The organism is Hydrogenibacillus schlegelii (genome assembly GCF_001653195.1).
In the GTDB taxonomy this organism is placed as follows: Bacteria; Bacillota; Bacilli; order Thermicanales; family DSM-22653; genus Hydrogenibacillus; species Hydrogenibacillus schlegelii.
Genome location: NZ_JXBB01000045.1, coordinates 75,398 through 89,299, shown reverse-complemented (window position 1 = coordinate 89,299; position 13,902 = coordinate 75,398). Strand labels below are relative to the sequence as shown.

At 66.3% G+C, this 13,902-nt stretch carries 10 protein-coding genes and 1 pseudogene; 1 reads left to right on the top strand and 10 read right to left on the bottom strand.

Annotated elements, in window-relative coordinates; translation table 11 throughout:
• Nucleotides 1–272 precede the first annotated feature (272 nt).
• From SA87_RS09925 to tnpA, 6 genes and pseudogenes are all read right to left on the bottom strand, one after another.
• The gene (locus tag SA87_RS09925; protein ID WP_066202509.1) at nucleotides 273–719 is read right to left on the bottom strand and encodes a YtxH domain-containing protein; all 447 of its coding nucleotides are present in this window, start codon (nucleotides 717–719) and stop codon (nucleotides 273–275) included.
• A gap of 3 nt (nucleotides 720–722) precedes the next feature.
• Complete coding sequence (locus SA87_RS09920; protein ID WP_156423617.1) at nucleotides 723–1,277, bottom strand: hypothetical protein; 555 nt, start codon at nucleotides 1,275–1,277, stop codon at nucleotides 723–725.
• 414 nt (nucleotides 1,278–1,691) lie between these two features.
• Nucleotides 1,692–3,455, bottom strand: a complete 1,764-nt coding sequence (gene thiC / locus SA87_RS09910; RefSeq protein WP_066202504.1) for a phosphomethylpyrimidine synthase ThiC — start codon at nucleotides 3,453–3,455, stop codon at nucleotides 1,692–1,694.
• Between the two features lie 525 nt (nucleotides 3,456–3,980).
• A complete protein-coding gene (locus tag SA87_RS09905; RefSeq protein WP_156423616.1) occupies nucleotides 3,981–4,439 on the bottom strand; it encodes a hypothetical protein in 459 nt (152 codons plus the stop codon).
• A 261-nt stretch (nucleotides 4,440–4,700) separates the two neighbouring features.
• Nucleotides 4,701–5,600 carry a zinc ribbon domain-containing protein gene (locus tag SA87_RS09900; RefSeq protein WP_066202500.1) on the bottom strand — a complete coding sequence of 300 codons (900 nt, stop codon included), beginning with the start codon at nucleotides 5,598–5,600 and terminating at the stop codon, nucleotides 4,701–4,703.
• Nucleotides 5,601–6,008: pseudogene (tnpA, locus tag SA87_RS09895) on the bottom strand (IS200/IS605 family transposase).
• Nucleotides 6,009–6,472: 464 nt separating this feature from the next.
• Between tnpA and SA87_RS09890 the strand changes: the two are divergent.
• Nucleotides 6,473–6,916, top strand: coding sequence for a universal stress protein (locus SA87_RS09890; protein WP_066202499.1), 444 nt, complete (start codon nucleotides 6,473–6,475; stop codon nucleotides 6,914–6,916).
• Between the two features lie 62 nt (nucleotides 6,917–6,978).
• Here the strand turns inward: SA87_RS09890 and SA87_RS09885 are convergent, their stop codons facing one another.
• The 4 genes from SA87_RS09885 to SA87_RS09870 all read right to left on the bottom strand — a co-directional run bounded on the left by SA87_RS09885 (nucleotide 6,979) and on the right by SA87_RS09870 (nucleotide 13,820).
• On the bottom strand, nucleotides 6,979–10,458 hold the full coding sequence (locus SA87_RS09885) for a pyruvate carboxylase (protein ID WP_066202497.1): 3,480 nt from the start codon (nucleotides 10,456–10,458) through the stop codon (nucleotides 6,979–6,981).
• A gap of 177 nt (nucleotides 10,459–10,635) precedes the next feature.
• Nucleotides 10,636–12,159, bottom strand: a complete 1,524-nt coding sequence (locus SA87_RS09880) for a coenzyme F420-0:L-glutamate ligase (RefSeq protein ID WP_211264223.1) — start codon at nucleotides 12,157–12,159, stop codon at nucleotides 10,636–10,638.
• A 106-nt stretch (nucleotides 12,160–12,265) separates the two neighbouring features.
• Nucleotides 12,266–13,225 carry a metalloprotease gene (locus SA87_RS09875; protein WP_066202494.1) on the bottom strand — a complete coding sequence of 320 codons (960 nt, stop codon included), beginning with the start codon at nucleotides 13,223–13,225 and terminating at the stop codon, nucleotides 12,266–12,268.
• Nucleotides 13,212–13,820 (bottom strand): M23 family metallopeptidase, encoded by a 609-nt coding sequence (locus SA87_RS09870; protein ID WP_066202493.1) that lies wholly within the window; start codon nucleotides 13,818–13,820, stop codon nucleotides 13,212–13,214. The genes SA87_RS09875 and SA87_RS09870 overlap by 14 nt, the downstream gene beginning before the upstream one ends.
• Nucleotides 13,821–13,902: the final 82 nt, after the last annotated feature.

Genomic DNA, 13,902 nt, shown 5'->3' with positions numbered 1-13,902 from the left:
ACTCCGCTCTGCCCGTCCGCAGGCCAGCGGCTTCGAACGGTCGCGGCACGACCCGGCCGGCGCCGGGAAAGACCGCCGTGGCCCCGAAGCCGCCTTCGATGGTGGCGGACTTGTCGCCATTGTATGAGGAACGCGGCCGTTTTGTCAAGCGTCGGTCGGCTTCGATCGGTCCGACCGGCCCCACCTGGCGCGGGTCGCTCCCCTCCGAGATGCACCAAACCGGAAATAAAGAGCCGTCCGATCGCCTTTCCGCCGGACGGCTGTCTCGCTCCTTAGGCTTTTCCTTCGGGCGCGCCGGAGGTCGCTTTCAAATCGCCGTCTTCCGCCTCTTTCGCTTTCTGGACGCTCTCGACGGCGGCCGCTTCGGCCCGATCGAAGACGGCAGCCGCAGCGTCTTCCAGCGCCGCTTTGAGGTCCTTCCCGGCGCTCAAGCTCGCCTCGACCGCCCGGACAAAGTCGTCCTTCACCGCCGTCCACTCGTCAAGGGCCGAACGGGAAGACCGCCGAAGCCGCGAGGCGAGCGCCTCCGCTTCCCGCCGGATCGTCTCGCCGACCGCCTGGGCGGCATCTCCCACCCGGCCGGCGACCTTTTTTACTTCCTCCCGCATCTCCTCGCCGCGCTTTGGCGTCAGAAAAAGGCACGTCGCGGCGCCGACGAAAGCGCCGATCAGCGCTCCGCCGATCCAGCCTTTGATCGCCTGGTCATCCGCCCGGCACATCGGTCATCCCCTCCCCTGGGACCGTTCTCCCGTCGCCCGGCGCGCCCGAATGCGGCGGATGAGCTCGACGCCGGCCCGGGCCAGCGCCAGCGCCTCCGCCACCTGGCCGGCTCGAGGCGCCGCCTTTTGAAGCAACCAGCTGCTTGCCGTAAGCATCCGCTCCCCGGCGGTGCGCAGGGACGCCGTCGCACCGCCGATTTCCCGCGCCCGGTCGGTCAGTTCCTTAGCCAGCCGCTCCGACTGAACAAGAGGACCTTCAGCCCGCATTGCCAGGCCGTGGACGTCCTCGGCCAGCCGATCGACGCTCCGGCGGACCTCCTCGAGGGTCGCCTGGGCCGTCCGGGAAAGCGCCTCAAGTTCCCGGACGGCCGACCGAAGTTCCGCTTCCGCCGTCCGGAGAAAGCGCTGCACCGCCCACGCGACTGCGATGAAGGCGCCGGCCGCTCCGAACGCCGCCACCAGGGCCGCCATCTCCCATCCCACGGCGCGCCTTTTTGCCCCCTTTCGTCCCCGCAGGGTCGCCCGCATGCCGCACCCGCCTGCGGTCGTCGCCGTCACCCCGGCCGGTCCTTGCCGAAACGGGCGGGCCTAGCCCCAGCTTACCGCCGGGGCCAAAGCCTGTCAACCGTCCCCGCCGGCGCCGCTTTTTCCGGCGCCCACCCCCACCGGCGCCCCCTTCGCCGGAGCCTGCTCCGCCGGCGCCCACCCCCGCCGGGATGCGGCCGCATCCGTACCCCGAACGCCGGCCGAACCCTCGTCGCCGTCTTCGCTCAGGCCAAAAACCGAGGCGAACGTCGGGGACGACGCCCGAAGCTGCGGCGGAAAGCGAACGCAAAAGCCGCGGGAAAGCGCGAAAGGACGCCCGACGCGATCGGCGAAAACGGACGCGAAAACCGGCGCCCAGGGCGACGGAGCGAACACCTCAAAAAGCCTCCGCGAGGTTCGCGGAGGCTTTTGACGGAGACGGCGTATTTAAGCTTCGCCCTTCGGCCGGTCTTCCACCGGGACGTACAGCCGCCCGCCGCTTTTCCGGAACGCCTCGGCCATCGCCCGCATCCCGGCCTGAACCGCCTCCGGCGCCATCGCCGCCGGGGAGGCGTCGGCCTGTGCTCCGACGGCCGCGACCCGATCCCGGAGCGTGTGCGAGATGGCCATGCTGCAGTACTTCGGCCCGCACATCGAGCAGAAGTGGGCGACTTTCGCCCCTTCGGCGGGGAGCGTCTCGTCGTGGTACGCTTCGGCCGTCTTCGGGTCGAGCGACAGGTTGAACTGATCCCGCCAGCGGAACTGAAACCGGGCCCGGGACAGGGCGTCATCCCGCTCCTTCGCCCGGGCGATGCCCTTGGCAAGGTCGGCCGCGTGCGCGGCGATCTTGTACGCGATGAGCCCCTGTTTGACGTCGTCTTTGTTCGGAAGCCCCAGGTGCTCCTTCGGCGTCACGTAACAGAGCATCGCCGTCCCGTAAGCGCCGACGACTGCGGCACCGATCGCCGACGTGATGTGGTCGTAGCCGGGGGCGATGTCGGTGACGAGCGGGCCGAGGGTGTAAAACGGCGCCTCGTGGCAGAGCTCGATCTCTTTGTCGACGTTTTCCTTCAGGAGATGAAGGGGGATGTGTCCCGGCCCTTCGATCATCACCTGCACGTCGTACGCCCAGGCGATCTTCGTCAGCTCCCCGAGCGTCTCGAGCTCGGCAAACTGCGCCCGGTCGTTGGCGTCGGCGATGGAACCGGGCCGGAGGCCGTCGCCTAAGGAGATGGCGACGTCGTAGCGGCGAAGGATGTCGCAGATCTCCTCGAAGTGGGTGTAGAGAAAGTTTTCTTCGTGGTGGGCGAGCATCCAGGCGGCGATGATCGATCCGCCCCGCGAGACGATGCCCGTCACCCGATCGACCGTAAGCGGCAGATACGAAAGCCGGACGCCGGCGTGGATCGTCATGTAGTCGACGCCCTGTTCCGCCTGCTCAATGATCGTCTCCCGGAACGCCTCCCACGAGAGGTCTTCCGGTTTTCCGCCCACTTTCTCCAGCGCCTCGTAGATCGGCACCGTGCCGACCGGCACCGGTGAATTCCGGAGGATCGCCTCCCGCGTCTCGTAGATCCGCTTTCCGGTCGAAAGGTCCATCACCGTATCGGCGCCCCAGAGGATCGCCCACGTCATCTTCTCGACTTCTTCTTCCAGCGAGGACCAGACGGCGGAGTTCCCGATGTTGGCGTTCACCTTCGTGTGAAAGTTCCGGCCGATGATCATCGGCTCGCTTTCCGGGTGGTTGACGTTTGCCGGGATGATCGCCCGGCCGCGGGCGACTTCCTGGCGGACGAACTCCGGATCGACGCCCTCCCGGAGGGCGACGAACTCCATCTCCGGCGTGATGATCCCCCGCCGGGCGTACGCCATCTGCGTCACCGCCCGATCGCCTTTGGCCCGGAAGACCGTTCGGCCCCGGTGGCCGGTCACCGTCTCCACATCGCCCCGCTCGAGGATCCACGGCCTACGAAGAGGTGGAAGCCCGGCCTGAAGGTCGATCCGGGCGTCCGGGTCCGTGTACGGCCCGCTCGTATCGTAGACGCGAACCGCCACCGGCTTCCCGTCCGGCCCTCGCTCTTCGGTCAGGATCTCCCGCATCGGCACCCGGAGGTCCGGCCGCGACCCCTGAAGGTACACCTTACGGCTGTTCGGAAAGTACCCTCGGTAACCCCTTGCTTCGGCGGCGATCCGCTCAAACGCCGTCGTCATCGTCCCCCTCCTCTTCCGGCGCCAGGGCCGGGAGGTCCGGCCTCCGTCCGTCCGGCCCCATCGGGCACGAAAAAGGCCGCCTCCCCGGAGGCGGCCCTGTGCCTTCAGTCGTTCGGACGACCGTCCGAGACGGTTCGGATCGGACGGTCGTCCGATTCGATCCTGCCGTCGATCGTCGCGGCGCCTGGCCTTCCTCCGCTGGTATGATCCAGGTCAGGTTCGGCGGTCGGAAGCGGATCGGCTTCCCTCTCAGCCCGGCTCCCCGGACTCCCGCGCTGGCGCCTTGGGCGTGGTCAGCCTCACTTTACCAGAGGCCGAAAATCCCGTCAAGTTCCGTCGTTGTGTTGACCATAAATGGCTAGAACAAGAAATGATCCCCGTGTGCAACGCCCAGAAGCATCATGAGATCATTCCCGTGTGCTGACTGGGTGAGCCGTGTCCCCATTGCGGGAAACCGTCGTAAATCTAGCTGATGGGGGTCGTAGAGATCCTATCAGTCAGGAAGCAAAGGTCACCAACCACCGATTAGCGATCGGGTCGAGCGATCATGGGCAATTTGTCCGGAAACCCGACAATCTTTTGGTTAAGAAGTTGCCCTGTTTCGGCATCGAACACGAACGTGACCTCCGCATCTCGGATGAGACCCAAACGAAAATCATTGAATTCCGGCATCTTTGCCTTGAGGACCCACACTTGACGATCTGGCCCAACGAAATGCGAGGTCCCCGTCTTCTCAGCCCTTTCATAGGCCCTCCACGTCGTGAGTTCCGCGGACACCTGGCCCTCCGGCGGTCCCTTGATCGTTTCTATGATCTTCTCTTTTGGAATTATCCCGGACGAAGCAAGAGGAGCGTTGTCCGGAAAGACAGGAGCAGGATTTTCGACATCGGCTTTCGGATCAACGCTTTGAGGCCGGGGCACGCCCGTTGCCTTCCCTGAGGCACTCACACCCAACATGACAGCGAAAATAAAGTGGGCCAGCATGAACCTCATTCTCATTTTCATAGTCACCTCACCTCATTTTTAAGGATGATCGTATTTAGCCTTTGAATCGTTTATCGTTCCGTCAGGATTCTTTTCAAATTCAATTCCGGGGATTCCCACGGGGAGGTTAGCGCTTGCTCGGCCCCATGCCTTTCGGCTTCGGCCTCATCGCAGCGCCATCGGGGCTTACGTCTCGGCCCGCCCCGGCTGCGTTCCGCCGAAAGGCGTTACCGCACCGGGCGGCGGCCCTCGAACGGCGGCTTACGCCGCCTCGGCCAGGCCGCTAATCGCGAGGCTGATATTCCAGGCGCCGACGGCATCCGCGTGTCCGCGGTAGCCGCACTTCCGGCACCGGAACCGGATGCCGTTTCGGTTCTCTTTTGCGCAGTGCCCGCACCGCGGACACGTCCGGCTGGTGTCCTTCGGGTTCACCCATTCGACGCGGATACCGGCGAGGCGTGCTTTGTAGGCGATGAATTGCTGAAGCCGGTAGAAAGACCAGGAATGAAGCGATCGCCCGAAGTCTCGCTTCCGGGTGTTCCGCCGGCGAAGGGCGTGATACCGGCGGCGAACGGAGGCCGCCTGATCGCCGGGGAAAAAGAGCGTCTCCCCGCCCGCGTTCACGACCGCGAGATAACGAAGACCCATGTCGATGCCGGCGATTTTCCCGGACTCAGTCCCAGCCGTCTTCTCCTCGACGGGCAGCGTGACCGAAAGGGCGAGGAACCACCGCCCGCGCTTTTCGTACAGCTTCGCCGCTCCCTGCCTCACGTCCCGGCCGAGGCGTTCAAGGAGGGCGGCCTGCTTACGGGTTACCGCGAGCGGCACCCGAACCCGGCCGGTTTGCATTGGAAACGAAGCCGTCCAGAAGTCCCCGACTTTTTTCAAGCGCAGGTTCTGGTTGTTGAACGACGGCCAGAGGACCCGGAACGTTTTAACGTCCCGATGCGCCGCCACGTCCCGAAGCGCCTGGTTGATCACGGCCGACGGAAGGTTGCCGGCGAGGTACGCCCGCGCCGTCCGGCTGGTGAGTCCCTTTGGCCTCCCGGCGGCGACGAGATTGTTGGCGAAGGCCGTCGTGTGTTCCACGAGTTCCCGATACCGCCGGATCTTCGCCTGCGTCGGGCGATGGAGCCGGAGGCGAAGGGTGATGGTTTGCAATCAGCCCCCTCCTTTCTGTCTTTGTTCTTCAATGTACCGGCGGATGGTTTCGGCGGAAACATGGCCGGCTGTGGCCATGAAGTAGGATGGCGCCCACAGGGTGCCGCGCCCGGTTCACTTCTGGAGATGGGGAAACTCCAGAAGCAGCTTACGGGCGCTTACGCCCTTGAACACCTTCACGACATCGGCCGGACGGATCGTCGGCGGCACGGAAGCAAAGAGGTGAACGTGGTCCGGCATCACCTCCATGGCGATGATCTCCCAACCGCGTTCTTTCGCCGTTTCCTGCAGGATTTCCTTGAGACGATCGGCCATGGGACCTTCAAGGACTGTTCGCCTGTATTTCGGAATCCAGACCATGTGGTACAGCATGAGATATCTGGAGTGTCTTCCGGACCTTATCTCCACCATGCACGTATTCTACCATGTGTATCAAGAATGTACAACCGGCTTCATCCCCGGCATGAATTCCGGGGCTTTCGCCGGCGGGTTCTGTAACACCGCCGCCGGATGCGAAGGGGACTCCTCTTCCCACTGATTCAAGGAGAGGGACGCAAAGCGAAGGACAAGGATTTTGTTGAGGAATTGGTAAGGATAAGAGGGATCAGGCGTCGAATGAATTCCAGGGGAGACCTCACCCTTGTTCGGTCTCTTTGGCCGCTGGATTTCGGTGTTAGGTGAGGTCTCCTTAACTTTACTCGCCCCCTTTGCGAAGGCCCTCATCCCGAACGAAAAAGGGCGTGCTTCCGCCCGTTTGCGCCGCCGGGACGTCCCGCGGCGGAAAAAGGGCGAAATTTTTCCTTATTTTTTTGGTCATCCTGGAAATATGTGTGATATGATGGACGTGAATCCCCATCAAAGGAGGCGTCCCGATGTATCGCCACATCCTCGTCGCCTACGACGGTTCGGAGCACGCCGAACGGGCGCTCAAGACCGGCCTCGCGCTCGCCAAGCTTCTGCCGGAGGCGCGCCTCGTGGCCGTCCACGTCGTTCGCTTCGATCACTTCGAAGAGGGCGTCTTCGCGCAGATGACCGGGATGATCTCCGGCGCCGAGTACCGGGAGATGATGCTGAAGCGGGGCGAAGCCGTCCTCGCCAAAGCCAAGGAACAGGCGGACCGGGAAGGCGTCTCGCTTTCGGTCGAGCTGCTTCAGGGAGACCCGGCGCGGGCCATCGCCGACTACGTCGAGGCGAAAGGGGTCGACCTCGTCATCCTCGGCCGCCGGGGCTTAAACGCCCTGCAGGAGCTCTTCCTCGGGAGCGTCAGCCACCGCGTGCTGCAGACGGTGAAGGCGAACGTCCTCATCGCCCGCTAACCGGATGGTTGGACCCGCGCAAAAAAAGGCCCCGCCCGATGGGCGGGGCTTTGTTTGTAAGGTCAAGCGTCTTCCAGCACGGCCAAGAGATCGCCCGCTTCGACCGGATCGCCTTCTTTGACCAGCACCTCGGCGACGACCCCGTCCCGGGGCGCCTGCACGGTGAGCTCCATCTTCATCGCCTCGGTGACGAGAAGCGGCGTCCCCCGCTCGATCCGTTCGCCGGGTCGGACGAACACCTTGAGCACCTTGCCGGGCATCGAAGCGCCGATGTGCCGCGGATCCTTCGGGTCCGCCTTCGGGTGGGCGTGCTCGGCTTTGGCGATCGAGCGGTCGAAGATGTCGAGGGCCCGCATCTGGCCGTTCAGCTCGAAAAAGAGGGTTCGGCGGCCGTTTTCGTCCGGGTCGCTCACCGAAAGGAGGCGGATGTAGAGCGTCTTCCCCCGTTCGATCTCGACCGTCGTCGACTCGCCGGGCCGAAGGCCGTAGAAGAACGTCGGCGTGTCGAGGACCGACACGTCGCCGTACCGCTCGACGTGCTCGGCGTACTCGAGGAACACCTTCGGGTAGAGGACGTACGACAGCACCTCTTCGAAGGCGGGCGGGCGGCCGAGCTTTTCTTCGAGCTCCCGGGCGATCGCCTCGAAGTCGGCCGGCGGAAGCACCGCCCCGGGGCGATCCCGAAGCGGTTCTTTGCCTTTGAGCACCAGCTTCTGCAGCCGTTCCGGAAACCCGCCCGGCGGCTGACCCATGTAGCCCATGAAGTAGTCGACGACCGACGCCGGGAAGTCGAGCGCTTCGCCCCGCTCGAAGAGCGTCTTTTCGTCGAGGTTGTTCTGCACCATGAACAGGGCAAAGTCGCCGACCATCTTCGACGACGGCGTCACCTTGACGATGTCGCCGAGGAGGCGGTTGACGAGGGCGTACGCTTCTTTGACCTCGGGCCAGCGGTCGCCGAGGCCGACGGAGGCCGCCTGCTGCTTTAAGTTCGTGTACTGTCCGCCGGGCATCTGATACTTGTAGATCTCCGCCGCCGGCGCTTTCATGTCGCTTTCAAACGGCGCGTAGTACGTTCGGACGACCTCCCAGTAATCGGAGAGGCGGTCGAGCCGCTCGACGTCGATCCCCGGGTCGCGGTCGGTTCCCTTTAAGGCGGCGACGAGGCTGTTTAAGCTCGGCTGGGAAGTAAGACCGGACATGGCGGCGATGGCGCCGTCGACAATGTCCACGCCGGCTTCCACCGCCTTGAGGAGCATCGAGAGGCCGTTTCCGCTCGTGTCGTGGGTGTGAAGGTGGATCGGGAGCGACACTTCCTGTTTGAGCTGCCGGATGAGCTCGTAGGCGGCGTACGGCTTCAAAAGCCCGGCCATGTCCTTGATCGCGAGGATGTGGGCGCCGGCGGCCTCGATCTTCTTCGCCAGATCGAGGTAGTAGCGCATCGTGTACTTTTTCTCCGCCGGGTCGAGGACGTCGCCGGTGTAACAGATGGCGACCTCTGCCACCTTGCCGGTCTCGAGGACGGCCTCGATCGCCACCCGCATGCCGTCGAACCAGTTCAGGCTGTCGAAGATGCGGAAGACGTCGATCCCCTGCCGGGCCGCCTCGTGGATGAACGCCCGGACGACGTTGTCCGGGTAGTTCGTGTAGCCGACGGCGTTCGCGCCCCGGAGGAGCATCTGGAAGAGGAGATTCGGGATCATCTCCCTGAGCCGCCGGAGGCGCTCCCACGGGCTCTCCTTCAAAAAGCGCATCGCCGTATCGAACGTCGCGCCGCCCCACATCTCGAGGGAGAAAAGCTCCGGCGCAAAATGCGCCGTCGCCTCCGCGATGCCGAGGAGATCGTGCGTCCGGACGCGGGTGGCGAGCAGCGACTGGTGGGCGTCGCGAAACGTCGTGTCCGTAAGGAGCACCCGCCGCTCCTTGAGCACCCATTCGGCAAGCCCTTTGGGGCCGAGGGTGTCGAGGAGGACCTTCGTCGACGGGACGGGCCCCTCGCCGCGAAGCTGCCGTCGGACGGCCTCCCGCATCTCCGGCGTGGGCCTGAGGCGCGGCGGCTTCTTGAGCGCCGGCTTCTCCGGCGCGAGGCGGTCGTTGACCGTCACCTCGCCGATGAAACGGAGGAGCTTCGTGCCGCGGTCTTTTCTCCGGGGCATGTTGAGAAGGTCCGGCCGCCGCTCGATGTAGTGGGTGTCGACCGTCCCTTCCCGGAACTCCCGGTCGGCGATGACGTTTTCCAAAAACGGGATGTTCGTCTTCACGCCCCGGATGCGGAACTCCCGAAGGACCCGGAGCATCTTGTCCGCCGCGAGGTCAAACGTGGGGGCATACGTCGACGCCTTGACCAGGAGGGAATCGTAATACGGCGTGATGACGGCGCCGGTGTAGCCGTTTCCGCCGTCGAGCCGAACGCCGAAGCCCCCCGGCGAACGGTAGGCGAGGATGCGGCCGGTGTCCGGCAGGAAATTGTTCTCCGGATCTTCGGTCGTGATGCGACACTGGATGGCATAGCCCCGGGGACGAATCTCTTCCTGCGGCGGGATGCCGACCTCCGGATCGGTGAGGGCGTAGCCTTCCGCCAGGCGGATCTGCGCCTGAACGATGTCGATGTCGGTGACGAGTTCGGTGATCGTGTGCTCGACCTGGATGCGGGGGTTCACTTCGATGAAATAGTGGCGCCCCTCGGCGTCGACGAGAAATTCGACCGTGCCGGCGTTTTCGTACCCGACCGACCGCATGAGGCGGACGGCGTCGTCGGCGATCCGGGCCCGAAGCTCCGGCGAAAGCCCCCGCGCCGGCGCGACCTCGATGATCTTTTGATGCCGCCGCTGGATCGAGCAGTCCCGCTCGAAGAGGTGGACGATGTTTCCGTAGCGGTCGCCCAGGATCTGCACCTCGATGTGCCGCGGCCGCTCGATGAGCTTTTCGACGTACACCCGGCCGTCGCCGAAAGCGGCCTGGGCTTCGGAACGGGCCCGCTCAAAGGCGTCCTTGAGCTCGGCGGCGCTCCGGACGACGCGCATGCCCCGGCCGCCGCCGCCGGCCGCCGCCTTGATGATGATGGGAAAGCCATGCTCCCGGGCAAACGCTTCGACCGCCTCGCGTTCCGCCACCGGCGCTTCCGTCCCGGGAACGACCGGAAGCCCCGCCGCCGCCGCCCGCCGACGGGCCTCCACCTTGTCGCCGAACATCTCGAGGTGCTCCGGCCGGGGGCCGATGAAGGCGATGCCTTCTTCGGCGAGGCGCCGGGCAAAGGCGGCGTTTTCCGCGAGAAAACCGTAGCCGGGGTGGACGGCGTCGACGCCGTGGCGCTTGGCGATGTCGATGATGCCTTCGATGTCGAGGTATGCTTCGATCGGCGCCTTCCCTTCGCCGACGAGGTAGCCTTCGTCCGCCTTATAGCGGTGGAGGGACGCGATGTCCTGCTCGGAATAAATCGCCACCGTGCGGATCTTAAGCTCGGCGCAGGCCCGAAAGACGCGGATGGCGATCTCGCCCCGGTTGGCCACCAGCACCTTCTGAAAGCGACGGATCTCTCTCGGCATCGGCGGACGGACCCTCCTCACCGCATGCGCTCCTCACGAGCGTCGCGATTATCGGCATTGTACGACACGGACCGTCGGCGATCAACCGCCCCGACCGCGGAAGGGACCGACGTGTCTACCCGTGCGGCCAGAGCGGGGCGACCGACGCCGGGACAAGACGTCGGCCTCCGGCTTCTTTCAGCGGCCCTCCGACGGGAGGTACCCCCGGACGACGACGATCGGCGTGCCGGCGTCGGCGCTTCCGGCGACGAGGTCGGCCAGCGTGGCGACGAGGCTCGAGAGGTTGCGCGGCGTCGTCCCGACCTCGTCGGCCCCGGCGCTCCGGGCTCCCGAGAGGCGCGAGGCAATCTCCTCCCGGCTGAGCCCCTGCTGATAAAGCGTATCGACGTGCATCTTGAGCTTGAGCCCCGTCCGCAGCCGGACCGTCCGGAGCCCCTCGCTCTGGCCGATCGCCGGATACGGGTCGGCGAGCTCGTAGATCCCGGTGTCCGGATCCTTGTAGGCGCCGTCGCCGAAAATGAGCACCTCGACGTCCTTTCGGCTCCGCTCCCGGATCGCCCGCCGGATCGCCTCCGCCGTCGCGTCGGCATCTTCCGGAAGCAGCTTCAGGCGGCACTCGTCGTAGTTCGAGACGTTCGAACCGATGACGCCCCACGGCGGCGGCCCGATCTCGTCGAGCGTCACGACCGGCACCCGGGCGCCGAACGAAAGAAAGAGCTCCCGGCTCGCTTCCCGGCCGTGGACCTCGCCGAGGATGACGCCGTCGAGGTAGCCCCGGTCGTACACCTTGAGCGGGTTTTCGGCGAAGAACACTTCCGCCTGAGCGCCGCCGGCGAGAATCGTCTCCCGGTACAGGCGCCGGTAGTCGACGCCGGTGATCGGGTGCCGGAAGGCGCCCTCGCCGACTTCCGCTTCGGCGATCGCCTCCGGGTCCCGCATGTCCTCCTCGACGTCGCCGTAGGGGTAAAAGCCGACAACCGCCGGCTCGGCACCGCCCGTCGCGGCATCGTACAGCGTCACCGTCCGCCGGGCGAGATCGACCGTCGCCGCGTACGCCCGGGTCGCCTCCGGCATGTCCGCCTTCAGGGCGGCGGCCTGCCGGACGGCCTTTTCCACCTCAGAAAACGTCACCTCGAGGGGGGCCACCGCCCCGCCGGGGTCCCGGACGGTGACGTCGGCGATCCCCCGACCCATGATCTTCCGCATGGCGAGGATCTGAAAGCCGTGCTGCTGCAGCACGAGGGCGGCGACGACTTCCCGGATGAGGATGTTGAGGTGGGGCGTGTTTCCCCGGGCTTCCAACAGACTTTTGTACACCTTTTTCAACCGGAGGCGCGTCCGGGCAAACTCCGGATCGATCACCTGGTTCCCGACCTCGTCGTACGGCAGAGAAAACTGCACGACGACGGTGCCCCCGCGGGTCGCCATCGCCGCCGCCCGGAGGACGAGGGCAAAGCGGTTCCGGCTGGCGATCGGGGAGACGACGGCGAGGCGGGCGCCCGGCTTGAGGTCGAGCTTGGCCCGGATGTCGTCGGCGAGCTCCCGGCAGCTCATGTAGCGGTTCTGAGAGCGAGCGACGACCGCCTCCGTGACGCAGACGATATCGCCGTCCTCGATCCAGTCGCCGACGGCATCGGCGACGATGGCGGCGATGTCGTCGTTCGGAAGAATAAGACCCGTCCGCACACCAAAAGCCGCCACCGGCACCGATGGCGGTAGGGCGAGGGGGCGGGCAGGCGCAGGCTCAGACGGTGTTCGGCTCATGGTCGACCCCCTCTTGCGCCTTTCGCGCTTTCACACGGTACCACTATAACGCGCCGGAGGAACCGTTGCAACCGCCCCGGCAAACGTCCTCCCCCCGGACGAGGCAAGCGATGAACCGGAACTCATCGGGCGCCTGAACGCTCCCGGCGCCGACAGATGCCGCCCTTTCTTCGACCGCCGACACCGGCGACGGCCCCGGGCACCGGAGCCGCCCGCCCGTTTCCGGGCGCCCGCGGCAGACGAACCGGTGGTAGCGCTCCCGGAAGAGGCGCCCGACGGCCCCATCCGGCGTCAGCGGGCCGTCGACGGCGACGATTCGGACGGGGAAGCGGCGGATCGCCTCGGCATGAAGCGTTCGCCGGAGCCAAAAAGCGGCCATCGTGAGCGGAAGCGCCCGCCACGCCTGCCCGCTTTCCCAGACGGCATAGGCGACGACGGTCCAGAAGGACGCCGTCGCCACCGCCCAACCGGCCTGCCGGAGGCCGATCAGCGCAAAAAGGAGCGCACCGCCGCCGAGGAGGGTGAGGGCGTACGACCCGACGAGCGACCGCCGGTACGGAACGAGGCGGCTCAAGCCGGCCTGAAGGAGCCGCCCGCCGTCCAGCGGAAAAAAGGGCAGCAAATTGACGCTCAAAAGCGCCCCGTTCCCCGCCTGCCACGCCTGAAGCGTTCCGGGGGGGAACCCGCCCGCGCTTTCGCCGGCCGCCCGCTCCAAAACGGCCCCGGCGACGAGAAGGGCCGCGTTCATGAGCGGGCCGGCGGCGGCGACGATCGCCTCCACCCGCGCCGTAAGAAGCGGCGGCGGTTCGGCGATCAAGGCGCCGCCGAACGGCAGGAGCACGATCCGCTCCACCCGGTAGCCGCACGCTTCGGCGGCGACGGCGTGGGCGAGTTCGTGGGCGAGGACGAGGGCAAAGAGGAGCAACAGTTCGCCGATCCGGCCGGCGAGAAGCCCGGCGGCGATGAGGGGCCAGAAGAGCGGGTGGACGCTAACGCGGATCAAACCGGATCACATCCGTCGGCGAAAGCGCCCGGCCGTCCCGCTCCAGCGCCAGATAAAGCGAACGCTCCCGCACCCGGCCGAGGACGTCATCCGGGTAGACCCAGTTCCCCGGCCGGACCCGAAGCTCTCCCAGATGGCCGTAGACGCTCACCGTCCCGTCGGGATGGAGGATCGAAAGCCGGATCCCCAGGGCCGCGTCGTCCGCCGCCTGAAGGACCCACCCTTCCGCAACGGGGTGCACCGCCGCCTGCGCTTCCGTCTCGATGAGGATCCCGGCGCCGGAGGCGCTCGAGACAAAGACCGCCCCGTCCAAGGGCGAGCGAAAGGCGACCGGTGCGGGCCGCTCGACCGGCGCCAGGGCCGGAAAGAGCGTCCGGAGCACGCCATCCGCCGTGAGGCGCCCGACGAGGGCGTAAAGCCGGTCCCGGCCCGCCTCCGCCGCCCGGACGGCGGCCGGCGGCAACCAGGTCGGCGGCCCGGGGACGATCGCCTCCCCCCGGCCGGCCGTCCCCGGGCTTCCGCCCAGGCGCCACGCACCGGCGAGAAAGACGGCGAAGGCGGCGAGAGCAAACCATCGGACAAACGTGCGCGGCATCGTCTTCCCCCTCGTCCCATCCGCGGCTACCGCCACTATAGTCCGTCGGAGGGGCGAATATGCCGCGCCGCTCGTGCCCCGC